21 protein-coding genes are annotated in these 25,640 nt (G+C 49.6%); 15 read left to right on the forward strand and 6 right to left on the reverse strand.

The window, feature by feature from the left end; genetic code table 11:
* The first annotated feature begins 10 nt into the window (after positions 1-10).
* From atpG to phoU, 10 genes are all read left to right on the forward strand, one after another.
* Positions 11-874, forward strand: coding sequence for a F0F1 ATP synthase subunit gamma (atpG, locus tag WB371_RS20410; protein WP_336221866.1), 864 nt, complete (start codon positions 11-13; stop codon positions 872-874).
* 26 nt (positions 875-900) lie between these two features.
* Positions 901-2,283, forward strand: coding sequence for a F0F1 ATP synthase subunit beta (gene atpD, locus WB371_RS20415; protein WP_336221867.1), 1,383 nt, complete (start codon positions 901-903; stop codon positions 2,281-2,283).
* 20 nt (positions 2,284-2,303) lie between these two features.
* On the forward strand, positions 2,304-2,723 hold the full coding sequence (locus WB371_RS20420) for a F0F1 ATP synthase subunit epsilon (protein WP_001251962.1): 420 nt from the start codon (positions 2,304-2,306) through the stop codon (positions 2,721-2,723).
* Positions 2,724-3,035: 312 nt separating this feature from the next.
* On the forward strand, positions 3,036-4,406 hold the full coding sequence (gene glmU / locus WB371_RS20425) for a bifunctional UDP-N-acetylglucosamine diphosphorylase/glucosamine-1-phosphate N-acetyltransferase GlmU (RefSeq protein ID WP_336221868.1): 1,371 nt from the start codon (positions 3,036-3,038) through the stop codon (positions 4,404-4,406).
* A 287-nt stretch (positions 4,407-4,693) separates the two neighbouring features.
* Positions 4,694-6,523, forward strand: coding sequence for a glutamine--fructose-6-phosphate transaminase (isomerizing) (gene glmS, locus WB371_RS20430; RefSeq protein ID WP_336221869.1), 1,830 nt, complete (start codon positions 4,694-4,696; stop codon positions 6,521-6,523).
* Positions 6,524-6,840: 317 nt separating this feature from the next.
* Complete coding sequence (gene pstS / locus WB371_RS20435; protein ID WP_336221870.1) at positions 6,841-7,881, forward strand: phosphate ABC transporter substrate-binding protein PstS; 1,041 nt, start codon at positions 6,841-6,843, stop codon at positions 7,879-7,881.
* 144 nt (positions 7,882-8,025) lie between these two features.
* The gene (pstC, locus tag WB371_RS20440) at positions 8,026-8,985 is read left to right on the forward strand and encodes a phosphate ABC transporter permease PstC (protein WP_336221871.1); all 960 of its coding nucleotides are present in this window, start codon (positions 8,026-8,028) and stop codon (positions 8,983-8,985) included.
* A complete protein-coding gene (gene pstA / locus WB371_RS20445; RefSeq protein ID WP_336221872.1) occupies positions 8,985-9,875 on the forward strand; it encodes a phosphate ABC transporter permease PstA in 891 nt (296 codons plus the stop codon). Before pstC ends, pstA begins: the two co-directional genes overlap by 1 nt.
* 133 nt (positions 9,876-10,008) lie before the next feature.
* Complete coding sequence (pstB, locus tag WB371_RS20450) at positions 10,009-10,782, forward strand: phosphate ABC transporter ATP-binding protein PstB (protein WP_042323546.1); 774 nt, start codon at positions 10,009-10,011, stop codon at positions 10,780-10,782.
* Between the two features lie 24 nt (positions 10,783-10,806).
* Positions 10,807-11,532: a phosphate signaling complex protein PhoU gene (gene phoU, locus WB371_RS20455; RefSeq protein ID WP_012907987.1), complete on the forward strand. Its 726-nt coding sequence runs from the start codon at positions 10,807-10,809 to the stop codon at positions 11,530-11,532.
* An 89-nt stretch (positions 11,533-11,621) separates the two neighbouring features.
* Here phoU and yieH read toward each other — a convergent pair whose 3' ends face one another.
* On the reverse strand, positions 11,622-12,287 hold the full coding sequence (yieH, locus tag WB371_RS20460) for a 6-phosphogluconate phosphatase (RefSeq protein WP_336221873.1): 666 nt from the start codon (positions 12,285-12,287) through the stop codon (positions 11,622-11,624).
* Positions 12,288-12,453: 166 nt separating this feature from the next.
* Here yieH and adeP point away from each other — a divergent pair, with 166 nt between their 5' ends.
* The 5 genes from adeP to phsC all read left to right on the forward strand — a co-directional run bounded on the left by adeP (position 12,454) and on the right by phsC (position 19,428).
* Positions 12,454-13,791 carry an adenine permease AdeP gene (gene adeP, locus WB371_RS20465; protein ID WP_336221874.1) on the forward strand — a complete coding sequence of 446 codons (1,338 nt, stop codon included), beginning with the start codon at positions 12,454-12,456 and terminating at the stop codon, positions 13,789-13,791.
* Positions 13,792-14,110: 319 nt separating this feature from the next.
* Positions 14,111-15,817, forward strand: a complete 1,707-nt coding sequence (locus tag WB371_RS20470; protein WP_336221875.1) for an aromatic amino acid ammonia-lyase — start codon at positions 14,111-14,113, stop codon at positions 15,815-15,817.
* Positions 15,814-17,394, forward strand: a complete 1,581-nt coding sequence (locus WB371_RS20475; RefSeq protein WP_336221876.1) for a flavocytochrome c — start codon at positions 15,814-15,816, stop codon at positions 17,392-17,394. Before WB371_RS20470 ends, WB371_RS20475 begins: the two co-directional genes overlap by 4 nt.
* A 1-nt stretch (position 17,395) precedes the next feature.
* Entirely contained in the window at positions 17,396-17,812 is a 417-nt protein-coding gene (locus WB371_RS20480; protein ID WP_336221877.1) for a cytochrome c3 family protein, read from the forward strand.
* An 8-nt stretch (positions 17,813-17,820) separates the two neighbouring features.
* Positions 17,821-19,428, forward strand: coding sequence for a thiosulfate reductase cytochrome B subunit (gene phsC / locus WB371_RS20485; RefSeq protein WP_336221878.1), 1,608 nt, complete (start codon positions 17,821-17,823; stop codon positions 19,426-19,428).
* 38 nt (positions 19,429-19,466) lie between these two features.
* Here phsC and WB371_RS20490 read toward each other — a convergent pair whose 3' ends face one another.
* The 5 genes from WB371_RS20490 to tnaA form a co-directional block, all read right to left on the reverse strand.
* Complete coding sequence (locus WB371_RS20490; protein WP_336221879.1) at positions 19,467-20,867, reverse strand: sigma 54-interacting transcriptional regulator; 1,401 nt, start codon at positions 20,865-20,867, stop codon at positions 19,467-19,469.
* 297 nt (positions 20,868-21,164) lie between these two features.
* The gene (locus WB371_RS20495) at positions 21,165-21,731 is read right to left on the reverse strand and encodes an NADPH-dependent FMN reductase (protein ID WP_336221880.1); all 567 of its coding nucleotides are present in this window, start codon (positions 21,729-21,731) and stop codon (positions 21,165-21,167) included.
* 10 nt (positions 21,732-21,741) lie between these two features.
* On the reverse strand, positions 21,742-22,491 hold the full coding sequence (locus WB371_RS20500) for a 4'-phosphopantetheinyl transferase superfamily protein (protein WP_336221881.1): 750 nt from the start codon (positions 22,489-22,491) through the stop codon (positions 21,742-21,744).
* Positions 22,492-22,724: 233 nt separating this feature from the next.
* Positions 22,725-23,975, reverse strand: a complete 1,251-nt coding sequence (gene tnaB / locus WB371_RS20505; protein WP_336221882.1) for a low affinity tryptophan permease TnaB — start codon at positions 23,973-23,975, stop codon at positions 22,725-22,727.
* A gap of 108 nt (positions 23,976-24,083) precedes the next feature.
* On the reverse strand, positions 24,084-25,499 hold the full coding sequence (tnaA, locus tag WB371_RS20510; RefSeq protein ID WP_336221883.1) for a tryptophanase: 1,416 nt from the start codon (positions 25,497-25,499) through the stop codon (positions 24,084-24,086).
* Positions 25,500-25,640 lie beyond the last annotated feature (141 nt).

Raw genomic sequence — 25,640 nt, forward strand, 5'->3', positions numbered from 1 at the left:
GGAGAAGCTCATGGCCGGCGCAAAAGAGATACGTAGTAAGATCGCAAGCGTCCAGAACACGCAGAAGATCACTAAAGCGATGGAGATGGTCGCCGCTTCCAAAATGCGTAAATCGCAGGATCGCATGGCGGCCAGCCGTCCTTATGCAGAGACCATGCGCAAAGTGATTGGTCACCTTGCGAACGGTAATCTGGAATATAAGCACCCTTACCTGGAAGAACGCGACGTTAAACGCGTGGGCTACCTGGTGGTGTCGACCGACCGTGGTTTGTGCGGTGGTTTGAACATTAACCTGTTCAAAAAACTGCTGGCGGATATGAAAGCCTGGTCCGATAAAGGCGTTCAGTGCGAACTCGCAATGATCGGCTCTAAAGGGGTCTCTTTCTTTAATTCCGTGGGCGGCAATGTTGTTGCTCAGGTGACAGGCATGGGGGATAACCCTTCTCTGTCCGAACTGATCGGCCCGGTTAAAGTGATGTTGCAGGCCTACGATGAAGGCCGTCTGGACAAGCTGTATATTGTCAGCAACAAATTTATAAACACCATGTCTCAGGTTCCGACGATCACTCAACTGCTGCCGTTACCGGCTTCAGAAGATGATGATTTGAAACGTAAGTCCTGGGATTACCTGTATGAACCCGATCCGAAAGCGCTGCTGGATACCCTCCTGCGTCGTTATGTGGAATCTCAGGTTTATCAGGGCGTGGTAGAAAACCTGGCCAGCGAGCAGGCCGCACGTATGGTGGCGATGAAAGCCGCTACCGACAATGGCGGCAGCCTGATTAAAGAGCTGCAGTTGGTATACAACAAAGCTCGTCAGGCCAGCATTACTCAGGAACTCACCGAAATTGTCGGTGGTGCATCCGCGGTATAACCAGGTTAATTCGTAGAGGATTCAAGATGGCTACTGGAAAAATTGTCCAGGTAATCGGCGCCGTAGTTGACGTCGAATTCCCTCAGGATGCCGTACCGCGCGTGTACGATGCTCTTGAGGTGCAAAATGGTAATGAGCGTCTGGTGCTGGAAGTTCAGCAACAGCTCGGCGGCGGTATCGTACGTACCATCGCAATGGGTTCTTCTGACGGTCTGCGTCGTGGTCTTGACGTAAAAGACCTTGAGCACCCGATTGAAGTCCCGGTAGGTAAAGCCACACTGGGCCGTATCATGAACGTACTGGGCGAGCCCGTCGACATGAAAGGCGACATCGGTGAAGAAGAGCGTTGGGCTATCCACCGCGCAGCACCGTCCTATGAAGAGTTGTCTAACTCTCAGGAACTGCTGGAAACCGGTATCAAAGTTATCGACCTGATGTGTCCGTTCGCGAAGGGCGGTAAAGTCGGTCTGTTCGGTGGTGCGGGCGTAGGTAAAACCGTAAACATGATGGAGCTGATCCGTAACATCGCGATCGAGCACTCCGGTTACTCTGTGTTTGCGGGCGTAGGTGAACGTACTCGTGAGGGTAACGACTTCTACCACGAAATGACCGACTCCAACGTTATCGATAAAGTATCCCTGGTGTATGGCCAGATGAACGAGCCGCCGGGAAACCGTCTGCGCGTTGCACTGACCGGCCTGACCATGGCGGAGAAATTCCGTGACGAAGGTCGTGACGTACTGCTGTTCGTCGATAACATCTATCGTTATACCCTGGCCGGTACGGAAGTATCCGCGCTGCTGGGTCGTATGCCTTCAGCGGTAGGTTATCAGCCGACTCTGGCGGAAGAGATGGGCGTTCTGCAGGAACGTATCACCTCAACCAAAACCGGTTCTATCACCTCCGTTCAGGCGGTATACGTACCTGCGGATGACTTGACAGACCCATCTCCAGCCACCACCTTTGCTCACCTGGATGCAACCGTGGTACTGAGCCGTCAGATCGCGTCTCTGGGTATCTACCCGGCCGTTGACCCGCTGGATTCCACCAGCCGTCAGTTGGATCCGCTGGTGGTTGGTCAGGAGCACTACGACACCGCGCGTGGCGTACAGTCTATCCTGCAACGTTACCAGGAACTGAAAGACATCATCGCCATCCTGGGTATGGATGAACTGTCTGAAGAAGACAAACTGGTGGTAGCTCGCGCGCGTAAGATTCAGCGCTTCCTGTCCCAGCCGTTCTTCGTGGCAGAAGTATTTACCGGTTCTCCGGGTAAATACGTCTCCCTGAAAGACACCATCCGTGGCTTTAAAGGCATCATGGAAGGCGAATACGATCACCTGCCGGAGCAGGCGTTCTACATGGTCGGTTCCATCGACGAAGCCGTGGAAAAAGCCAAAAAACTTTAACGCCTTAATCGGAGGGTGATATGGCAATGACTTACCACCTGGACGTCGTCAGCGCAGAGCAACAAATGTTCTCTGGTCTGGTCGAGAAAATCCAGGTAACGGGTAGCGAAGGTGAACTGGGAATTTACCCGGGTCACGCCCCGCTGCTCACCGCCATTAAGCCTGGTATGATTCGCATCGTTAAACAGCACGGTCATGAAGAGTTTATCTATCTGTCCGGCGGCATTCTTGAAGTGCAGCCTGGCAACGTGACCGTACTGGCTGATACCGCGATTCGCGGCCAGGATCTCGACGAAGCGCGAGCCCTGGAAGCGAAACGTAAGGCTGAAGAGCACATTAAGAGCTCTCATGGTGACGTGGATTACGCTCAGGCGTCTGCGGAACTGGCCAAAGCGATCGCTAAACTGCGCGTTATCGAGTTGACCAAAAAAGCGATGTAACACCGGCTTGAAAACATAAAAACCAGTCTGACTTCAGGCTGGTTTTTTTTGCCTGCTATTTTTGTACTGTTGCGTCATCTTTCTTTATGAATCAAAAAAAGAGCAAAAACATTAACCTGCCGCGTTAATCACTCTCTGGAGTGACTTTTCAGAAGACAAAAGCCGCGCGAATGGACGAAAATGTCTCTATATTCCGTTGAGGAAAATCTGTGATTGCACGTTTTATCCTCTGCCCATTTCACGCTGAAAAAAATGTAGTATTTTCAATGTGAAACAGTATAAATTCGTTCTCAAATTACAGTCAGGACGCGTATGTTGAATAAAGCTATGAGCGTTGTGATCCTTGCCGCTGGCAAAGGCACGCGTATGTATTCGGATCTTCCTAAGGTATTGCACACCCTTGCCGGGAAAGCGATGGTTCAGCATGTGATTGATGCAGCTAATGAATTAGGCGCATCTCAGGTGCATCTGGTCTATGGTCACGGTGGCGATCTGCTTAAAAATACCCTGAAAGAGGACAACCTTAACTGGGTTTTACAGGCTGAGCAGTTGGGAACCGGTCATGCTATGCAGCAGGCAGCGCCTTTCTTTGGCGATGACGAAGACATTTTAATGCTCTACGGCGATGTACCGCTGATCTCCACTGAAACACTACAGCGCCTGCGTGATGCAAAGCCGCAGGGTGGGATTGGCTTGCTTACCGTCAAGCTGGACGACCCCAGCGGATATGGTCGTATTACGCGTCAAAACGGCAAAGTCACCGGTATCGTTGAGCACAAAGATGCCAGCGAAGAACAGCGTCAGATTCAGGAAATTAACACCGGGATCCTGATTGCCAACGGTGCGGACATGAAACGCTGGCTGTCAAAACTGACCAACAACAACGCGCAGGGTGAATACTACATCACCGACATTATTGCGATGGCGTACCAGGAAGGGCGTGAAATCGCGGCGGTTCACCCGGATCGTCTGAGTGAAGTGGAAGGCGTGAATAACCGCCTGCAACTTTCCCGTCTGGAGCGCGTATATCAGTCAGAACAGGCTGAAAAATTGCTGCTGGCGGGTGTAATGCTGCGCGATCCGGCACGGTTTGATCTGCGCGGTACGCTCGTTCACGGGCGCGATGTTGAAATTGATACTAACGTTATCATCGAAGGTCATGTCGCCCTGGGCGATCGCGTGAAGATTGGTGCCGGCTGCGTCATCAAAAACAGTGTGATCGGCGATGACTGTGAAATCAGTCCGTACAGCGTGGTGGAAGATGCGCACCTGGAAGCGGCTTGTACCATTGGACCGTTTGCCCGTTTGCGTCCGGGGGCTGAGTTAATGGAAGGCGCTCACGTTGGCAACTTCGTTGAAATGAAAAAAGCGCGCCTGGGGAAAGGCTCGAAAGCCGGTCATCTCAGCTACCTGGGCGATGCGGAAATTGGCAATAACGTGAATATTGGTGCAGGAACTATCACCTGTAACTATGACGGCGCGAATAAGTTTAAAACCATCATCGGTGATGATGTGTTTGTTGGATCCGATACGCAGCTGGTGGCACCTGTTACCGTGGGTAACGGGGTGACCATCGCCGCCGGAACAACCGTAACGCGCGATGTGGCCGAGAACGAGCTGGTGTTGAGCCGCGTTCCGCAGGTCAGCAAGCAGGGCTGGAAACGCCCGGTGAAGAAAAAGTAACAACAAGGCGGGTGGCGCTACGCTTACCCGCCCTACGATTGAGTAGGCCTGATAAGGCGTAGCCGTCATCAGGCAAACCCGGGAGAGGAGATAAATATATATCTCCCCCCACAAGCAGTACCCATAAAAATAACCCCACTCTCTACAAGGCTCGGGGCGCCCGAAAATACGGGCATTACCCAAAGTATTTCGCGCTGTAGCCAACGCCGCTACGGAGTGAAAGACGAAGGGGAAACAGGTCGAAAGACAACGACAGGCATAATGCCTTGATTCGGAAATAAAAAACTATGTGTGGAATTGTTGGCGCAATCGCGCAACGTGATGTAGCTGAAATCCTTCTCGAAGGTTTACGTCGTCTGGAATACCGTGGTTATGACTCTGCGGGACTGGCGGTGGTGGATGCGGAAGGTCATATGACCCGTCTGCGTCGTCTGGGCAAAGTACAAATGCTGTCTCAGGCGGCGGAAGAACATCCGCTGCACGGTGGCACAGGGATTGCTCATACCCGCTGGGCGACTCACGGCGAGCCTTCAGAAGCAAACGCGCATCCGCATGTTTCTGAACATATTGTGGTGGTACATAACGGTATCATCGAAAACCACGAACCGCTGCGCGAAGAGCTGAAAGCGCGCGGCTACACCTTCGTTTCTGAAACCGACACCGAAGTGATTGCTCACTTAGTGCACTGGGAACTGAAACAGGGGGGGACATTACGTGATGCAGTTCTGCGCGCCATCCCGCAATTACGCGGTGCGTACGGTACTGTCATTATGGACACCCGCCATCCGGATACGCTGCTGGCAGCGCGTTCAGGTAGCCCATTGGTTATCGGGCTTGGCATGGGTGAAAACTTTATCGCCTCCGATCAGTTGGCACTGCTGCCAGTGACTCGTCGCTTTATCTTCCTTGAAGAAGGGGATATTGCGGAAGTGACCCGTCGTTCCGTCGCGATTTTTGATAAAAATGGCGAAGACGTGAAGCGTCAGGATATCGAATCCAATCTGCAATATGACGCCGGTGATAAAGGTATTTATCGCCACTATATGCAAAAAGAGATCTACGAACAGCCAAACGCGATTAAAAACACCCTGACCGGGCGCATTAGTCACGGTGAAGTGGATTTAAGCGAGCTGGGACCGAAAGCCAACGAACTGCTGTCCCAGGTTGAGCATATCCAGATCATCGCCTGCGGGACGTCCTACAACTCCGGGATGGTTTCTCGCTACTGGTTTGAATCTCTGGCAGGCATTCCGTGCGATGTCGAAATCGCTTCTGAATTCCGCTACCGTAAATCTGCTGTGCGCCGCAACAGCCTGATGATTACCCTTTCTCAGTCCGGTGAAACGGCCGATACGCTGGCGGGCCTGCGTCTGTCAAAAGAGCTGGGCTATCTGGGTTCACTCGCCATTTGTAACGTTCCGGGTTCTTCCCTAGTGCGTGAATCGGATCTGGCGATGATGACCAATGCCGGGACGGAAATCGGTGTGGCTTCAACAAAAGCCTTCACCACTCAGTTGACCGTTCTGCTGATGCTGGTGGCGAAACTGGCGCGTCTGAAAGGTCTTGATGCGTCAATTGAGCATGACATTGTTCACGGTCTGCAGGCGCTGCCTAGCCGTATTGAGCAAATGCTTTCTCAGGACAAACGTATTGAAGCCCTGGCGGAAGATTTCTCTGACAAACATCACGCGCTGTTCCTGGGACGTGGCGACCAGTATCCGATCGCCCTGGAAGGCGCACTGAAGCTGAAAGAGATTTCCTACATTCATGCCGAAGCCTATGCGGCAGGTGAGCTGAAACACGGCCCGCTGGCGCTTATTGATGCTGATATGCCGGTGATTGTTGTGGCACCGAACAACGAACTGCTGGAAAAACTGAAGTCCAATATCGAAGAAGTGCGCGCCCGTGGCGGCCAGTTGTATGTCTTCGCCGATCAGGACGCTGGTTTTGTCAGCAGCGATAACATGCACATCATTGAGATGCCGCATGTGGAAGAGGTGATTGCGCCTATTTTCTACACCGTTCCGCTGCAACTGCTGGCCTATCACGTGGCGCTGATTAAAGGCACCGACGTGGATCAGCCGCGTAACCTGGCAAAATCGGTTACCGTCGAGTAACACATTTATGCCCTGCGAAAGCGGGGCATTTTTTTGCTCCCGCTCTGTTTTTAATCAATTATCCTGCCGTTTTATTGTGACAAATCGTCATCTTCAGCTACTTTTTTCAGTGTCATATAAAGAAAATTTTTCTGAAATACCGTTGTCATATGGCTATTTAACACACTGATTAAAAACAAAAATTTGTTTTGTTTTTCAGTGAGATTTGCATTGTCATAAAACTGTCATATTTCGTACATTTAACTGTCACCTGTTTGTCCTATTTTGCTCATCGTAGCCACTTAACAATGATTTACGAAAATCGTGCAGGAGACATTATGAAAGTTATGCGTACCACTGTCGCAACTGTTGTCGCCGCGACCTTATCGATGAGTGCTTTCTCTGCATTCGCAGCAGCAAGTCTGACAGGTGCAGGTGCAACTTTTCCTGCGCCAGTGTATGCCAAATGGGCGGATACTTATCAGAAAGAGACCGGTAGTAAAGTGAACTACCAGGGTATCGGCTCCTCCGGTGGCGTAAAACAAATTACCGCAAATACCGTTGATTTCGGTGCCTCTGATGCGCCGCTGTCTGACGAAAAACTGAATCAGGAAGGTCTGTTCCAGTTCCCGACCGTGATCGGCGGCGTGGTGCTGGCGGTGAACATTCCGGGTCTGAAGTCTGGCGAACTGGTGCTGGATGGGAAAACCCTGGGTGATATCTATCTGGGTAAAATCAAAAAGTGGGATGATGAAGCCATCACCAAACTGAATCCGGGTGTAAAACTGCCTTCTCAGAATATCGCCGTTGTGCGTCGTGCTGATGGTTCCGGTACTTCGTTCGTTTTCACCAGCTATCTGGCAAAAGTGAACGAAGAGTGGAAAACCAAAGTGGGCGCAGGCTCAACGGTTAACTGGCCGACCGGTCTGGGCGGTAAAGGTAACGACGGTATCGCCGCGTTCGTACAGCGTCTGCCGGGCTCAATCGGCTACGTTGAATACGCCTATGCTAAGCAGAATAACCTGGCTTACACCAAACTGGTCTCTGCGGATGGCAAGCCGGTAAGTCCGACGGAAGAGAACTTCGCTAACGCGGCAAAAGGCGCTGACTGGAGTAAATCTTTCGCCCAGGATCTGACGAACCAGAAAGGAGATGATGCGTGGCCGATTACGTCCACGACCTTCATCCTGGTTCACAAAGAGCAGAAGAAACCTGAGCAGGGTGCTGAAGTGCTGAAATTCTTCGACTGGGCTTACAAAAATGGCGGCAAACAGGCTAACGACCTGGATTACGCCAGCCTGCCGGACAGTGTGGTTGAGCAGATTCGTGCCGCATGGAAGACCAATGTGAAGGATAGCAGCGGTAAAGCCCTTTACTAATAGAATATCTTTGACGAATTGGCGGATGGCGCTACGCTTATCCGCCCTACAGTTCCGAATGTAGGCCCGCTTTATAGGCCGGATAAGCGTAGCGCCATCCGGTTGGGGCAATTTCGTAAACGCGTTTAATGGAAAGAGTGATTTATGGCTGCAACCAAGCCTGCTTTTAACCCACCGGGTAAAAAGGGTGACATGATATTCAGCGCGCTGGTCAAACTGGCTGCGCTGATTGTGCTATTGATGTTAGGTGGCATTATTGTCTCTCTGATCATCTCCTCCTGGCCCAGCATTGAGAAATTCGGTTTCTCCTTCCTGTGGACCAAGGAGTGGGACGCGCCAAACGATATTTACGGCGCGCTGGTGCCTATTTATGGCACGCTGGTCACCTCCTTTATCGCCCTGCTGATTGCCGTTCCGGTGAGCTTTGGTATTGCCCTGTTTCTGACTGAACTTGCACCTGGCTGGCTACGTCGCCCGTTGGGTATCGCTATTGAACTACTGGCAGCCATTCCGAGTATCGTGTACGGCATGTGGGGGTTGTTCATCTTTGCTCCGCTGTTCGCCACCTGGTTCCAGGAACCGGTCGGGAATATTCTTTCCAACATTCCGTTTGTTGGCGCCCTGTTCTCTGGTCCGGCGTTTGGTATCGGTATTCTGGCGGCAGGCGTGATCCTCGCCATCATGATCATTCCGTACATTGCGGCGGTGATGCGTGATGTGTTCGAACAAACGCCAGTGATGATGAAAGAGTCCGCCTACGGTATCGGCTGTACTACCTGGGAGGTTATCTGGCGCATCGTGCTGCCGTTCACCAAAAATGGCGTGATTGGCGGCATCATGCTGGGCTTAGGTCGCGCGCTGGGTGAAACGATGGCGGTTACGTTCATTATCGGTAACACCTACCAGCTCGACAGCGTCTCGCTGTATATGCCAGGCAACAGCATTACTTCTGCGCTGGCGAATGAATTCGCGGAAGCCGAATCCGGTCTGCACGTTGCCGCGTTGATGGAGCTGGGCCTGATTCTGTTTGTGATTACCTTCATTGTGCTGGCTGCATCTAAGTTGATGATTATGCGCCTTGCGAAGAACGAGGGGGCGCGCTAATGGCAACGCTTGACATGCAAACTACCGCAGAACTGGCTGAATCCCGCCGTAAAATGCAGGCTAAGCGCCGGATGAAAAACCGCATCGCGTTGACGCTCTCTATGGCGACAATGGCGTTTGGTTTGTTCTGGCTTATCTGGATCCTGATGTCGACGATAACCCGCGGTATTGATGGGATGTCGTTGGCGCTGTTCACTGAAATGACGCCTCCGCCCAACACGGCGGGCGGCGGGCTGGCGAATGCCCTGGCGGGCAGCGGCCTGTTAATCCTCTGGGCGACCGTGTTTGGTACGCCGCTGGGAATTATGGCGGGGATCTATCTGGCAGAATATGGCCGTAAATCCTGGCTCGCGGAAGTGATTCGTTTCATCAACGACATTCTGCTCTCCGCACCGTCTATCGTGGTCGGTCTGTTCGTCTACACCATCGTGGTCGCGCAGATGGAGCACTTCTCCGGTTGGGCGGGCGTGATTGCGCTGGCGCTGTTGCAGGTGCCTATCGTGATTCGAACCACTGAAAACATGTTGAAGCTGGTGCCGGACAGTCTGCGTGAAGCAGCCTATGCGCTGGGAACGCCGAAGTGGAAAATGATCTCCGCGATTACGCTGAAAGCGTCTGTCTCCGGGATCATGACCGGTATCCTGCTGGCGATTGCGCGTATCGCAGGTGAAACCGCCCCGCTGCTGTTTACCGCGCTCTCCAACCAGTTCTGGAGTACCGACATGATGCAGCCGATTGCTAACCTGCCGGTCACCATCTTTAAATTTGCGATGAGTCCGTTTGCGGAATGGCAGCAACTGGCCTGGGCCGGGGTACTGATTATCACGCTGTGTGTTCTGCTGCTGAACATTCTGGCGCGCGTTATTTTCGCTAAGCGTAAACACGGTTAAGACGACTTGCCGGATGGCGGCGTAATCGCCTTATCCGGCCTACGGTTGTACCTTTTGTAGGCCTGAAAGCTGCGCGCCATCAGGCAAAATTTACGGCGTGGCGGATGCGACGCCGAATGAGGAAAAGAGTGAAATGAGTATGGTTGATACTGCCCCGGGTAAAATTCAGGTTCGTGATTTGAACTTCTACTACGGCAAATTCCATGCCCTGAAGAATATCAATCTGGATATCGCAAAGAACCAGGTGACAGCGTTTATCGGGCCTTCTGGCTGCGGTAAATCGACGTTGCTGCGTACGTTCAACAAGATGTTTGAACTGTATCCGGAACAGCGTGCGGAAGGGGAAATCCTGCTGGATGGCGACAACATCCTCACCAACACCCAGGATATCGCACTGCTGCGCGCCAAAGTGGGCATGGTATTCCAGAAGCCTACGCCGTTCCCAATGTCCATTTACGACAACATCGCTTTTGGTGTGCGTCTGTTTGAGAAGCTATCCCGTACGGATATGGACGAGCGCGTGCAATGGGCGTTGACCAAGGCCGCATTATGGAATGAAACCAAGGATAAACTGCACCAGAGTGGGTATTCTCTCTCCGGTGGCCAGCAGCAGCGTCTGTGTATTGCGCGGGGGATCGCCATTCGCCCGGAAGTGTTGCTGTTGGATGAGCCATGTTCAGCGCTGGATCCCATCTCAACGGGGCGTATTGAAGAGCTGATCACTGAGCTTAAACAGGATTACACCGTGGTGATCGTGACCCACAACATGCAACAGGCTGCGCGTTGTTCTGACCATACGGCGTTTATGTATCTGGGCGAGTTGATTGAGTTCAGTAACACGGACGATCTGTTCACCAAGCCCGCGAAAAAACAAACTGAAGATTATATTACTGGTCGCTACGGTTGATATGCCCGGGCATCTGGAGAAAAGATGGACAACTTAAACCTTAATAAACACATTTCCGGTCAGTTCAATGCCGAACTGGAAAGCATCCGCACCCAGGTTATGACGATGGGCGGTATGGTTGAGCAGCAGCTTTCTGACGCCATCACCGCGATGCACAATCAGGACAGCGAACTGGCGAAGCGCGTTATTGATGGCGATAAGCACGTCAACATGATGGAAGTGGCGATCGATGAAGCCTGTGTTCGCATCATCGCGAAGCGCCAGCCGACGGCGAGTGACCTGCGCCTGGTGATGGCGATTATCAAAACCATCGCCGAACTGGAACGTATTGGTGACGTGGCGGATAAAATCTGTCGTACTGCGCTGGAGAAATTTTCCCAGCAGCACCAGCCGCTGTTAGTAAGCCTGGAATCGCTCGGACGTCATACCGTACAGATGCTGCATGACGTGCTGGATGCGTTTGCGCGGATGGATCTGGACGAAGCGGTGCGTATCTACCGTGAAGACAAGAAAGTTGACCAGGAATACGAAGGTATTGTGCGTCAACTGATGACTTACATGATGGAAGATTCTCGCACCATTCCGAGCGTATTGACCGCGCTGTTCTGTGCTCGCTCAATCGAGCGTATCGGTGACCGCTGCCAGAATATTTGCGAATACATCTTCTACTTTGTGAAGGGCCAGGATTTCCGTCACGTGGGCGGCGATGAGCTGGATAAGCTACTGGCGGGTAAAGATCCGAAAGAGTGATTTTTTGACGGGTGGCGCCTCGCTTACCCGCCCTACAAAACCATGGAGCTTATAGGCCGGATAAGCGCGAGCGCCATCCGGCTTTTTTATCAACGCGTAATATTCCACCCACGCGCTTTCCACAGTTCCGGTAATTGCGCCAGATCGGTAAAGGTGGTCACCCTGGGGTGATCGATAGGTTTGTTATGCGGATCGGCGCAGAAATAGAACACCTCCATGCCTGCATCAATACCAGACTGCGCGCCCGCAGAAGAGTCATCTACCAGAATGCAATTCTCTACGTTAACGTTCATCGCTTTTGCCGCATGGAACATTAGCGCCGGATCGGGCTTCCAGCGCTGGATGTCATAGCCGCTGTACAGTTTTTCCGGAAAATGGTGCAGCATGCCGAGTTTACCCAGTGAGTGCTGCATTTTGCTGACCGGACCGTTAGAGACTACGCACATCGGCACTGTCATGCTGTCCAGTAGCGCATTTGCCCCAGGAATCACCTCCAGTTCTGAATCGAACAGGCGTGCGACCTCGGCGCGGTAGACGGGTTCTAAATCAGCTTTCGCCAGGGTAGCCCCATGCTCCTTATTAATGATATCAATGATTTCGTACAGTTTTACGCCCTTGAAGCGTTTAAAAATATCGTCGAGATCGAGCGTGATACCGAATTCCTGGAACATTGCGACGTAGGCGCGGGAACAGATCACTTCACTGTCTACCAGCGTACCGTCACAGTCAAAAAATACCGCTTCAATTCCGGACATGCCTTTCCCTTTTCACTAGTTTAACGTTTACGTAGTGCCTGATCGTGAAACGCAATCGTTGCCGTATAAGCAAATTCAATGAAAAAAACATCTCACAATCGCCCCCTATTGTCGCATTTTGGTATAGGATAGCGACGAATTTTCCCTCCTTGTTCGGAAATTGATAATGAGTCAACAACACACAACCCAGACGTCAGGTCAGGGGATGCTGGAACGCGTGTTTAAACTGCGCGAACATGGCACAACGGTACGGACCGAAGTGATCGCCGGTTTAACCACCTTCCTGACGATGGTGTACATCGTTTTTGTTAACCCGCAAATTTTGGGCGTTGCCGGCATGGACACCAGCGCTGTCTTCGTTACCACTTGTCTGATTGCCGCATTCGGCAGCATTCTGATGGGGCTGTTCGCTAACCTGCCGGTAGCGCTGGCTCCTGCTATGGGGCTGAATGCGTTCTTTGCGTTTGTTGTGGTCGGCGCAATGGGCTTACCGTGGCAGGTTGGTATGGGCGCGATTTTCTGGGGAGCCGTTGGATTACTGCTGCTGACCATCTTCCGCGTGCGTTACTGGATGATTGCCAATATCCCTGTCAGTCTGCGCGTTGGTATCACCAGTGGTATCGGCCTGTTCATCGGCATGATGGGATTGAAAAACGCGGGTGTGATCGTCGCGAACCCGGAAACACTGGTCAGCATCGGTAACCTGACCTCCCATAGCGTGCTGCTGGGTGTACTCGGTTTCTTTATTATCGCGATTCTGGCGTCACGTAACATTCACGCCGCCGTACTGGTATCGATTATTGCCACCACGCTTTTAGGCTGGATGATGGGGGATGTTCACTATAACGGCATCGTCTCTGCGCCGCCGAGCGTCTCTTCGGTCATTGGTCATGTCGATCTGGCGGGGTCGTTCAACCTCGGTCTGGCAGGCGTGATTTTTTCCTTCATGCTGGTTAACCTGTTTGACTCTTCTGGCACCTTGATTGGTGTGACGGATAAAGCGGGTCTGGCAGACGAAAAAGGCAAATTCCCGCGCATGAAGCAGGCGCTGTTTGTCGATAGCGTCTCCTCGGTCAGCGGCGCGTTTATCGGCACCTCTTCCGTGACCGCCTATATCGAGTCCTCTTCCGGTGTTTCTGTCGGTGGACGTACCGGCCTGACCGCTGTGGTTGTGGGTCTGCTGTTCCTGCTGGTAATCTTCCTGTCTCCGCTGGCGGGAATGGTGCCTGGCTATGCGGCCGCAGGCGCGCTGATTTATGTCGGCGTGTTAATGACGTCCAGTCTGGCGCGCGTGAAATGGGAAGACCTGACCGAATCCGTACCGGCGTTTATCACCGCCGTGATGATGCCGTTCAGTTTCTCCATTACGGAAGGGATCGCGCTGGGCTTTATCTCTTACTGCGTGATGAAAATCGGCACGGGTCGTCTGCGTGATCTTAGCCCCTGCGTTGTTGTTGTGGCGCTGCTGTTCGTGCTGAAGATTGTGTTTATCGACGCACACTAATATAGGGCATGCTTCAGTTTTATATTATAAGACTGAAGCATATCTCTTCTGATGGTCTTGTTATTCTCCTTTATTCATCCTCAAACCTGCAAACTGTCACTCTTAAAAAACAGAGTAATGTATTAGCGCTTCTTTATTCTGCTGTGCCTGACGCGAGTGATGGTTTAATCAGGTGAATCACCTGTTAATATATTGAAATGTTTTTATTTTGATTTTTTTGAAATATCAAAAATAGACTGATTAAATGCAGGGTCTATTTCACCTTTCGCACAGACTTTTTTCGCTACTGTTTCTTTTCTCTATAAAAAGGAGTTTAGAAATGAAGAAGACTGTCATTGCGACACTCTGTGTCTCGTTGTTTTTCCCTCTGTTCGCTTACTCAGCCACCAGCGTAACGCTGGATGGTCACTCGTTGACACTGGATGATGCCTGGGCCATTGCTCATGAAGAAAAACAAGTCGACATCGCTTCAATAGCAATGGATCGCGTCGATAAAGCTAACAAACTGTTAATGATTGCAGCCGGAAAAGGGGTGCCGGTGTACGGACTTACGGTAGGAGTCGGTCTTAACAAAGATAAATCATTGTTCGATGCGCATGGAAAATTGACTCCGGAAGTTATTCAGGCCTCACGCGAGTTTAATATCAATGCGCTGCATGCACATGCTGCGGGTATGGGTCCTTACATGCCGGATGAACTCGTACGTCTGGCGATGGTTATTCGCCTCAATACAATGTTGACGGGAAACACCGGCGCTCAACCGCAAGTAGCCAAAATGTATCAGCAATTCCTGAATAAGCATATTACCCCCCTCGTGCCTTCTCGTGGCTCTGTGGGTGAAGCGGATATAACGCTTGCCTCCCATATTGGCGACGCGATGATCGGCGAATGGCGTGTCCGCGTGAAAGGTGTTGAGATGGATTCGGCAAAGGCACTGAACCAGGCGGGCATTGAGAAGCTGGAACCACTTGGCAAAGATGCACTTTCGATTCTTTCTTCTAATGCGATATCAACCGCATATTCTGCTCAGGCCTTACTGGAAACACGACAGATTATTAACGTTACCCCTGTATTGTTCGGTTTGTCGCTGGAAGCTCTGGACGGCAATGTTGCTCCATTCCTGTATCAAAGTTTAAGTGTGCGCCCTTTCCCTGGAATTCAGGATACCGCAGGAAGTATTCGTACAGCGCTGGCAGGTTCTTATCTCTGGCAACATCATGATGGACGTCCTTTACAGGATCCGCTCTCTTTCCGTACGACGGTATTTGTTCTCAATGAGGCGCGTCGTGAATGGAATGAAGCACATCAAATGCTGAACATTCAGATGAACAGCTCTGACGATAACCCAGCGGTGATAGTGAATGCTGATCGTTCGTTGGCGGAAAATAGCCAGGTTGAGCAATATTTTGTTAGCGCAAAAGAGGCGAATGGTGAAACCATCAGCGGCGCAATTTTCCCAACGTCTAACTTTGAACCCTTACCTTTAGCACTGGCGATTCAGAACCTGTCTTTAGCAATGGGGCATTTGGCGCATAACAGCGTTCAACGTACTTTGCATTTATCTGATGACCATTTCACCGGACTGAGCCGATTCCTGGCCTCTGACACTAATCAAAAAGGGCATGCTTTCGGCGCGATCCAGAAACCGCAGGTTGCTTTACTGGCTGATATTCGCGATCTGGTTAACCCGGTATCCCTTGATGGCCAGCCGATGGCGGGAACGATTGAAGATACCTATACCAATAATCTGCGCGCATCCAAACGCTTGAGTCAGATTGCTGATGATATGCGTAGCATTTATGGTCTGGAACTGTTCCACGCCAGTCAGGCTATCGATCTGCGTAAGCAAAAGAATCCTGACCTGAAGCTGGGGGAAATGACCAGCCAACTCTTTACCGCTTATCGTAAAAAAGTGCCGTTTGTTTCACAGGATCGGATTTTCACCGACAACATTGCAGACTCATCAGCGTTAATTGCATCGTTTTCCGCCGGGAGTTTGGTCACTACGCAAGCAGGGAGCAAATGACGACAATGAAAAAAACCGTTAATGCGTCGCGGCGATCCTTTTTAACGAAAAGCACTATCCTGGCGACAGGCGGCGTGCTTACGGCGTTGGCGGGGAAAGCGCAGGCACAGGATAGCTGCTCTTCAGCTTCGGCGGTGCGTTACCATAAAGTCTATGATGTGATTGTCGTCGGGAGCGGCTTTGCCGGACTAGCCGCCGCACTGGAAGCCGCTCAGATGGGCCGTAGTGTACTGGTGATTGATAAAATGCCTGTTTTTGGCGGCAATTCTGCGATCAATGGTGGCGCTGTTGCCGTTGCGGGGTCCCCATTACAGGAAAAAGAGGGGATTGTTGATTCCCCTGAACTGATGTTTAAGGACATGCTTAAAGCCGGGCGTGGGCTTAATGATAAAGAACAGTTGAAGATATTGGTCAGTAATACCATGGCGGCCTATGAGTTTACGCTCAGGCACGGAGTTAAATATAAACCCTTCGTGCAGCATTTTGGCGGTCACTCTGTTCCTCGTACTCTACAAACGGTTGAGAGTTCAGGGGCGGGGATTACCAGACCGTTGAAAGAGTCTGCGGTTAAAATGGGGGTTGTTTTCCGCTCTCGTTGCAAACTGGAATCTTTCCAACAAAACGCTCAGGGACGAGTGATTGGTCTGACGGTTCGCGATGGTTATCGTTTCCCTGACGAACAGAGCGGTCAGATAAGGAATTACGGTGCACGATACGGCGTGGTGATGTGTTCAGGCGGTTTTTCCAATGATTTACGTTTTCGTAAATTGCAAAACCCTATGCTTGATGAACGTGTCGATTCCACAAATCACCCCGGCGCCACATCGGAATGCCTGGTCCAAATGCTGCGTATTGGCGCAACACCAGTGCAGCTTGACCTTATTCAGTTAGGCCCATGGTCTTCGCCTGATGAGCGCGGATTTGGCTACGTATCACAATTCAATACCATCTCCGGATTTCCTAATGGAATCATGGTTAATCCGCGTTCAGGCCGTCGTTTTACCAACGAACTTGCCGACCGTAAAGAGCGTGAAGAGGGGATTCTGGCGCAGGTTGATGAAAAGGGGAATCCTCTATATCCCATCTGTTTCACCACACTTGAAGGTGCAAAATTAGCCCAAAGTCTTGGGCATGCTCTGCACTATGGCGTGGCCTGGCAATTTGACTCACTGAATCAGTTGGCGGCGCATTTTGGTATACCTTACAACCCGCTGCAAGAAGAAGTGGATGCTTATAATGCAGCCGTTGCCCGCAAAGGGGGCGATCGCATGAAGAAAGATGTGAGTCGCGCGGTGCTGCTTGATAAAGGGCCATTTGTCGCTGTACGCGTGTGGCCAAAAGTGCATTACGTGATGGGCGGTGTGCAGATAAACATGCGGACAGAAGTCCTTAGCGCTGCTGATAGTAAACCTATTCCGGGTTTGTATGCTGCCGGAGAGGCTACGGCAGGTTCGCACGGCGGAAGTCGTCTTGGCAGTTGCGCCGTTGCGGATTGTTTGGTTTTTGGCCGGATAGCGGGTGCCAGCGTTGCCTCCGCAAGTTCAGTGGGTGACATATTTGATGTTGAGGGAGTGTAACATGGCAAAATTTTGGATGGCCCTGTTGCTGCTTTTGGGGAGCGGTTTTTTCCAGGTGATGGCTGCTGCGGATGATGAAGCCTCGTTTCACCAGCAACTGAATACAATGACCGTTAAACCTTATCATCATTCGCTGGAAGCAACGGGACGCGATACTTCATGTCAGTTATGTCATGGCGCCAGCACACCGGTTAAGGCTCCCAATGATAAATCTTGCCTGAGTTGTCACGGTTCACGCGATCAGATTGCCGAATTAACGCGACCTGATCCACATGACAAGAATGCAGAGCCTAATCCGCATGATTCAATGCATTACGGCAAAGATGTCCCTTGTACCGCTTGCCACAATGAACACAAACCCTCGGTAATTTATTGTAATAATTGTCATCTTTTTAAATATCCGGATATGAAGCCATGAGGAATATCATGAGCGGATTTTTAATCAGAGTGTTCTTTTTTCTGTTGCTGGGATTAATACCTCCGTCGGTTTATTCTGCACCGATTCCGACAACGCAACTCAATAAACCTTGTCTGGCATGTCATGCTGACAAAGATATTGAGAGCATCTCAATGGACAAAGTACAAACGAATTTATTCGTTTCTCCGGATAAGTATCACGATAGCGTACATGGTGAGGTACCGTGTATTGCTTGCCACAAGAGTAAGCCCGGGAGTGAGGGATTCTCTGTTACTCCGCATATTCTGGCGGCTGATGGCGATAAAAGCTGTGAAAGTTGTCATGGCGTGGTAATGAGCGATATGGTGCACGCCTTAGAGCAGAGTGTACATGGTCAAAAGATAGAAAAAGGACGCTTCTCTTGTGCCTCATGCCACAACGCGCACATCATGACCGCTGGAGCACTGAATCATCCCGATAAGCAGCGTATTCACGATGACAATTTGATGTGTACGAATTGCCATTCGCGGGCAGGTGTCTTTACGCAGTTGTCAGGGGGAAAAACGTCTACATCTCAGGACATGGCGCATTCCGCGCTGCCTTATGCTCCTGAGCATCTTAAAAGTTTGCGCTGTATTGATTGTCATGTTGATGCTACGGATGCTTCTTTGCATCGCATTTTGCCAGCCTCGCAAGCCATCAGTTGTGAACAGTGTCATGGGGATAAATCGCTGCTGGCGACCCGGCAAAAAACGTTCGCACCAGATGAAAACGCTTTAGCCGGAAGTTTGTTGGGTAAAGGACTCTTTGATGAGCGTGTACTCAGGGAAAAACTGGCAACGGTAACGAATGCTCCGCCCGTTATTCGCCAGGTTGATGGCATTTTATTTACCAATACCTACATGATTGGTAATAACGGAAGCGGACAAGCCGATCGTTATATCGTCTGGGCGTTAGGTGGCTTTGTTGCCTTGCTTTTCTGCCATGGACTGGGGCGGATTATCCTGTCTCGCCGGATCACGGACATGCCATTGGAGAAAAGCTATCTCTATACGCTCCCTGTGCGCTGTTGGCATTGGTTGAATGCGCTCTGTTTCGCCGTGCTGCTTGTTAGTGGTTTTGCACTACACCGGGTAAGTGCGAGATTCTCTCTTTGGGTCGATTTGCATAATCTTGCAGGTATATCGTTATGTGTTATTTGGCTGGGTTTTATCCTGGTTGCATTATGCGGCAACGGGCATCATTATCGGGTGCGCTGGCAGGGTATTGTCGGGCGACTTATTCGTCAAACTCGCTACTATCTGTATGGAATTTTCCGGAATGAACCTCACCCGGAGCATGCATCACCCATGGCTAAATTCAATATTCTCCAGCAACTGGGCTATATCTGTGTGATGTTCTTATTATTGCCGTTAGTGATAGTGACTGGATTATTGATGATGTATCCTGGCTTTACGCCTGAAACACTCTTTACGTTGCCGGGCAAGCAGGTTGTGGCGTGGCTCCACTATGGTCTGGCTGTGATCATGGCGGCATTCATTATTGTGCATCTTTATTTATGCAGTACAGGCGACACACCGGGTGCTCTGATTAAAGGAATGCTTGACGGTTTCCACCGTTCCAGAAATCAGAAATAAAAAATATCTCCCCTTTTTCTGAACAGAGAAAGGGGAGATTATTTTTTCCTCACAACAATACCTAACTTTTTTATTTTGCTATATAGCGTATTACTATTAATGCCAAGCAACTCTGCTGCTCCACCTTTTCCAGAAATTTTACCCTGAGTTTGTTTTAACGCCATTTGTATATGTTGACGCATCGCATGATCAAGAGGCGCTATTGATAAAGAGCTCATCTCTCCAGGTAAAATAATATTTAATTCGTTGTTAGTACAGCGAAAGTAAGCATTTTCCAGCAAACCAAATAATTCCGCAATATTACCGGGCCAATGATACTTCAATAGTAAGCGAAGAGAGTCATCACCCAGTACAGGTATAGATGTATGCTTATGCTGACTTGATAATTTTCTCAGGTAATATGTTAACAGTAGCGGAATATCATCACGACGATATCTCAGCGGAGGTAATGTAATGACCTGACAAAGGTTGTTAGCATATCTTTGGTTTGTCAGATATTGATTAAATTCATCGTGGTTGATGGCATTTTGCTGCAACGAAAAAGACTGTGTTTGTATAGCAATAACCTGTAGCTGACAATATTCACGATAGTTTGCATGAAGTCCCAACAAAAAGCTTTGCCAGCGCTCAGGTAAACTATTAATTTCCGTTATCAGTAAAGACCCATGATGTAATATCAAAAACAAAGCGATGTTTGGTAATTTATTGAAATCAAGGGTTATTGTGCGATCGGGTATTCCATTTCTCATAATAACCAACTCACCTTCAGCGGTAATTAGCCCCGTATAACCACTGCGATTTAAACACCGTTGTTGTAGTTCTGAAGCAAACGTATGTTTACCGACACCCGCTTCACCCAGTAACAGGGTTGGCAATTCACTATTTGCCAGTTTATTCAAGGACTGATACAGCTGTAAAAGACAAGGGTTGGTCTGACTGATGGCAAATTTCTCGTTCTCTTCTATTACGGGGAGTTCTGGAATATCAGAGGTGGAATGATTCAATAAAAGATTGTGCCTGGAAAGAGCAATAAAAGCCAGTAAGGAGAGTTCCCCTCGTACAGACTCGAATAATTCAGCATGTTGAGGCGTAAAAGCATTAGCATGATGACTAAATATACCCATTGCTCCCAGCCGGATACCATCCAGATGCATCCTCATCAGGATAAGGGATTTAATGTTACGGAAGCAGGTATTGACGACATATTCAGTCAGAGGGCACTGACTCAATGTCTCGATAAGTTGAGTGGAAAAATTATTCGTGTGGTTAAATTGTCTGGCTATATTTTCAGGGATGGGTATCACATCCCGTTTCAATCGTGCTGTTTTATGTGTCGCCAGGGCTAAAAACTGGATACAGCGAATATCACTACGATAGTAGTTGAAGAAAATACCGTCACAAACGATTGACTCAGGTATTGCCTGTAGACAGGCGTACATGGCTTTCTCCAGCTGTGTGCTACTACATAATGCACTCCTCAAATGTGAAAATGTCCTGTCCATGGCATATCCATTGTTCCCGGTTGGCAATATGTTGAAAAGTCGAAAAAACGAAGTAAATATAATTGTTAATAATAATTAGGCAACAGCAATACTTTGTATAACTATGCCACAGCGGGCTGAGAGAAAAAACAGAAAAAATCGATTTTTTAGACAGGTTTACATTAATGGGAATTTAAAATAATCCAGAAAATCAGGTGCTTTCTGGATTATTTTAGAATACGGCACATTCTATTATCAGGCTTTTACGCGCTGAATGTAATCACCAAACGCTGTGAGCTGGCCGGTCAGATGGTCGAGCGTGCTCTGATCAATCACTTCCCCGGTTTGTGGGTCCACTTTATTCTGGATCACCCCACCCATAAATTCCGGTTTGTTCATCACCATCGCATCAAGGAAGACCAGGATCTGGCGCAGATGATACTGGCAGCGTGCGCCGCCAATGGCGCCCATTGAACTGGTCTGGATCAGTACCGGTTTTCCGGCCAGCGGTTGGTCAGGCAGACGGGAAAGCCAGTCGATGGCATTTTTCAGGCCGCCCGGTACCGAGTAGTTGTATTCCGGGGTGACGATCACCACGCCATCGGCTTTACGGATTTGTTCAGCCAGCGCTTCTACACTTGCCGGAAACCCCTCTTCCTGCTGCATGTCAGCATCATAAAGCGGAATATTACCGATAGACGGTAACGCATTCACTTCCATACCTGCAGGCGCAATTTTCGGCAGCGTACGGGCAACCATACCGTTAAACGAGCCTTTGCGCAGGCTTCCCAGTAACGTAACAACCTTCAACGTTTCAGACATGGTGACTCCATCAGTTATGGGCGTAAGACGTCGCCGCAGATAATTGCGCGAATCGCATCAGACGACCCGTTGGCGCATTAGCGCGGGTCTGGATATCAGGCAGGCTTTTCCAGCCCTGCTTACTATCAAACTCCCAAACCTGAAGTTTATCAATGTCTGGCGTAACCGCAATCGACCACACCAGCAGTTCCTCTGCGTCACAAATGGCCTCAATCTGGGCTACATGCGCACATTTCAGCCGCCCTGCGCCGGGTAATAACTGAAGTTCGCGCGGATCGTCATTGCGAACATCACCGATCAGTTTCAGCACACTCTGACGTAAGGTAATCATCTGTGCGCGCGCTTCATCCGGATCGTTTTGATTACTAATCCACAGGTTTTCATTACTGGAAAAGGTAGAGACGTCCGTGGAATGGGGGCTGATAAATCCACGGGTGGCGCGCTGGAGTTCCATATCCAGTCCGCATTCCCCTTCCGTTGTCAGCGCGACACCCACCATATTACCTGCGTAGGCGATGGAAAAGCTGGGCAGATTTTTATCGTGGAAAGCTGGTTTTCCCTTCGCCTGGTAAATGATTTCTGGTAATTCAAGAGTGCCATAGAGCATAAACATCAGCTCGGCGAGAAGCCCTCTGGAGGCCAGAAAACGTGTCTGGCGATGCGCTGGCAGTTTCCGGGCTTCGAGGTGGCATAATGATGACAGACGCACTGAGACCAGGCGCCCCTCCGTAAGAATCCCTCTGGCAAAATGAGTCGCCATTTTTCGCTCCCTGATTAATGGTCGGTGAGAGTGACGAGAGTATCATTTACGGAAATTATGGACAGAGTAAATCGCCAAAAAGTACGACTGAATCAACCTCACTTGCACGTATTTACATTTCCTGGAACGTATTGGATGTTTTTGCTTCATACCCGGTCATTTGGGAGGAGAGTGATTTGTTGAAGAGACATGCCGCTTCATTCTGCGACATGTCCTTCTTATAACTTCGATAATTAACCAAATTTTGGTAACAGATTGAATACATTACCAAACCAGCAAATAATGACCGCAATCCCGAACAAAATCACCACGGAGGGGATCAGCATACCGCCCCAGACGGTAAACATCTTATCAGGGAATTTCTTCCGCGCTTTTATAGCCAGGACGGCGGGAATAATGACGGCCCATATGGTTGCGCATAACCCTGCGCCGCCGATGCCATAGATGAAACCATTAGGGAAGATTAAGTATAAAATTGCAGGCGGCAGGAAAGTTAATAAAACAGTTTTAAAGCGACCTGTGGAGGAGTTATCGAATTTAAACAGATCGGCCAGATAATCAAACAGTCCCAGGGTCACACCAAAAAAGGAACTGGCCACGGCGAGATTCGAAAAAACCAGTAAGCAAAATTCAATAATTCCGTGTTGTTTGGTACCGAGGAATGATTTCACTAATGAATCGACGTTTCCGCCTGAGGCTATGATATCACTGAAGCTTTCGCGCGGGATGTTACCCATTGTGCAATACAACCAGAACAGATAAATCACCAGCGCCAGCAGAGAACCGAAGACAATACTTTTAATTAATTTATCTTTTCTTTTTCCGTAGCAAATGATCAGGCTGGGGATATTTCCGTGAAAACCAAATGAGGCCAGACAGACCGGAAGCGCCATAAAAATGTAAGGGAAGTAAGAAGTCTCGTTATTGATTTTGCCTGCGGTGTCACGCAATATCGAAAAATCGACCTGGAAGAAAAATGATCCGAAAACGATAATAAAGGAAATGATTTTAATGCCAAGGAACAGCGATGTAATCCTGCTTGCGGCTAATGAGCTGATCCACAATACACTGGCGACAAAGATTGCAGTGCAGATTCCAACAATTCGGGGGTTAACACTGTGTCCCAGATTCATTGAAAGTGTTTCACTGATGATCGCACCATTTGCTGAAATATAGGCATAAGTGAGTATGTAAAGAACAAAAGCGACAGTAAAGCCACTCACTATATTCCAGGTGTTGCCAATAAGATCTTTTGTAATGGTATTAAAACTGGACCCTACAGGATAATTTAAGTTTGCCTCCAGCAAGAGTAGACCTGAGTGTAACATCGAAAACCAGGCGATTATTAAAATAAACGCGCCCCAAAAAAACCAGGCGCCGGACAAATCTACGGGTAAAGCAAACATTCCTCCACCGATCACCGTTCCGGCGATAACCATAATCCCCCAGAAAGAGGAATGTTTAGCATTCGAATTTTCTTCCATGATGCCTCATTAATTATAGTGATTCTATAACTGTTAACGTGTGCAACAATTAAAGGAAGTGATTAATTGCAGGGGTGGTTTGATTATCGCCACCCCTGATGCGTAGAATTAAACTTCTTTCAGTTTCGCCGTGAAGTGACGTAATACCTTCGGCTCATAAGTGAATGTCAGGCCTTTGATATTTACCGCGTTCTCTTTAACATGCTCGAAGGCTTCAATAATAAAGTCCATATGAGACTGGGTGTAAGTTGCTCTTGGAATGGTTAAGCGCAACAGCTCAGCCGGGCAAGGCAATTGTTTACCTGTTTTAGGATCGCGCCCTAACAGGAACGAACCAATCTCAACGGCACGGATGCCAGCTACCTTATAGAGCTCACAGGCAAGAGCCTGAGCCGGAAACTGTTCCGCTGGAATATGTGGCAGTAATTTACCGGCGTCCACGAATGCCGCGTGTCCACCCGCCTGTTGGCAGGTCACGCCAATCGCTTCAAGACCGTCCACTAAGTATTCAACCTGTGTAATACGATAAGCCAGCCAGTCCTGGTTCATGCCGTCATACAGGCCAACTGCGAGACGCTCCATTGCGCCGCCTTCCAGCCCGCCGTAAGTTGGGAAGCCTTCCTGAACGACACACAGCGTTCTGCATTCGGTATAGACATCAAAATAGGTGTCATCTTTCACGCACAGTAAGCCACCCATCGGGACCATCGCGTCTTTTTTCGCAGACATTGCCAGCATATCGGCATATTTGTAGGTCTCGCGGGTAATCTCTTCAATACTCCAGTCTCTGTATTCCGCTTCACGTTTCTGGATAAAGTACGCATTCTCGGCAAAGCGCGCAGAATCCATCACGACAGGGATGTCGTATTTTTTGGCAATCGCGTAAACCGCTTTCAGGTTAGCCAGTGAAATTGGCTGTCCGCCTGCGGAGTTACTGGTAATTGTCGCCACAATATACGGTACGTTGTTTGCACCGACTTCCTGAATACCGCGCTCTAATCCTTCGAGGTCAAAATTCCCTTTAAAGTCGTAGCGCACGGACGTATCAAAGGCTTCTTTAATATAAACGTTACGCACGGTACAGCCGTTTATCTGGCTGTGGCCCTGGGTGGTATCGAAGAAATAGTTTGAGAAAGCCACCATTTTACTTCTGTCCAGCCCTTTTTCCTGCTCACGCTTTTTAATTAATACCGGAATATAAAGTTGTTCCGCACCTCGTCCCTGGTGAGTGGGTATTGTATACTGGTAACCAAAAATATCTTTAACAGCATCAGACAGTGCATAATAACTGCGGCTACCGCTATAGGCTTCATCCCCGCGCAGCATAGCGGCTTGCATATTTTGCGTCACCGCGCCGGTGCCGCTGTCGGTCAGTAAATCAATAAATACATCTTCACTATCGAGAAGGAATGGGTTCATCCCGGATTTCAGAATCGCATTTTCCCGGTGTTCTCTTGTTGTGCGTTTTACGGGTTCAATAACACGAATGCGAAACGGTTCTGGTAAGTGTTTAAAGTTGTCCATGACTTAATCCTTTTATTACATTTTATTTGATAAAAACGGTCTCCGCAGGCATATAAATATGCCCAGCAATAAGTACATGCTCATTTATTCAAACGCTGTCTGCATTCACAATATTTAAAACAAACAGGTCACTACAGCATT

Origin of the sequence: Citrobacter amalonaticus, assembly GCF_037053465.1 — a bacterium.
Classification (GTDB): Bacteria; Pseudomonadota; Gammaproteobacteria; order Enterobacterales; family Enterobacteriaceae; genus Citrobacter_A; species Citrobacter_A amalonaticus_H.

What these genes read in the sequence shown, in the direction of transcription:
- WB371_RS20480 (WP_336221877.1), top strand. Translation starts at nt 17,396, where the DNA reads ATGGCAAAATTTTGGATGGCCCTGTTGCTGCTTTTGGGGAGCGGTTTT.
- WB371_RS20420 (WP_001251962.1), top strand. Translation starts at nt 2,304, where the DNA reads ATGGCAATGACTTACCACCTGGACGTCGTCAGCGCAGAGCAACAAATG.
- tnaB (WP_336221882.1), bottom strand. Translation starts at nt 23,975, where the DNA reads ATGGAAGAAAATTCGAATGCTAAACATTCCTCTTTCTGGGGGATTATG.
- phoU (WP_012907987.1), top strand. Translation starts at nt 10,807, where the DNA reads ATGGACAACTTAAACCTTAATAAACACATTTCCGGTCAGTTCAATGCC.
- pstS (WP_336221870.1), top strand. Translation starts at nt 6,841, where the DNA reads ATGAAAGTTATGCGTACCACTGTCGCAACTGTTGTCGCCGCGACCTTA.
- WB371_RS20475 (WP_336221876.1), top strand. Translation starts at nt 15,814, where the DNA reads ATGACGACAATGAAAAAAACCGTTAATGCGTCGCGGCGATCCTTTTTA.
- glmS (WP_336221869.1), top strand. Translation starts at nt 4,694, where the DNA reads ATGTGTGGAATTGTTGGCGCAATCGCGCAACGTGATGTAGCTGAAATC.
- atpG (WP_336221866.1), top strand. Translation starts at nt 11, where the DNA reads ATGGCCGGCGCAAAAGAGATACGTAGTAAGATCGCAAGCGTCCAGAAC.
- adeP (WP_336221874.1), top strand. Translation starts at nt 12,454, where the DNA reads ATGAGTCAACAACACACAACCCAGACGTCAGGTCAGGGGATGCTGGAA.
- atpD (WP_336221867.1), top strand. Translation starts at nt 901, where the DNA reads ATGGCTACTGGAAAAATTGTCCAGGTAATCGGCGCCGTAGTTGACGTC.
- WB371_RS20470 (WP_336221875.1), top strand. Translation starts at nt 14,111, where the DNA reads ATGAAGAAGACTGTCATTGCGACACTCTGTGTCTCGTTGTTTTTCCCT.
- glmU (WP_336221868.1), top strand. Translation starts at nt 3,036, where the DNA reads ATGTTGAATAAAGCTATGAGCGTTGTGATCCTTGCCGCTGGCAAAGGC.
- tnaA (WP_336221883.1), bottom strand. Translation starts at nt 25,499, where the DNA reads ATGGACAACTTTAAACACTTACCAGAACCGTTTCGCATTCGTGTTATT.
- yieH (WP_336221873.1), bottom strand. Translation starts at nt 12,287, where the DNA reads ATGTCCGGAATTGAAGCGGTATTTTTTGACTGTGACGGTACGCTGGTA.
- pstC (WP_336221871.1), top strand. Translation starts at nt 8,026, where the DNA reads ATGGCTGCAACCAAGCCTGCTTTTAACCCACCGGGTAAAAAGGGTGAC.
- pstA (WP_336221872.1), top strand. Translation starts at nt 8,985, where the DNA reads ATGGCAACGCTTGACATGCAAACTACCGCAGAACTGGCTGAATCCCGC.
- phsC (WP_336221878.1), top strand. Translation starts at nt 17,821, where the DNA reads ATGAGCGGATTTTTAATCAGAGTGTTCTTTTTTCTGTTGCTGGGATTA.
- WB371_RS20500 (WP_336221881.1), bottom strand. Translation starts at nt 22,491, where the DNA reads ATGGCGACTCATTTTGCCAGAGGGATTCTTACGGAGGGGCGCCTGGTC.
- WB371_RS20490 (WP_336221879.1), bottom strand. Translation starts at nt 20,867, where the DNA reads ATGTACGCCTGTCTACAGGCAATACCTGAGTCAATCGTTTGTGACGGT.
- WB371_RS20495 (WP_336221880.1), bottom strand. Translation starts at nt 21,731, where the DNA reads ATGTCTGAAACGTTGAAGGTTGTTACGTTACTGGGAAGCCTGCGCAAA.
- pstB (WP_042323546.1), top strand. Translation starts at nt 10,009, where the DNA reads ATGAGTATGGTTGATACTGCCCCGGGTAAAATTCAGGTTCGTGATTTG.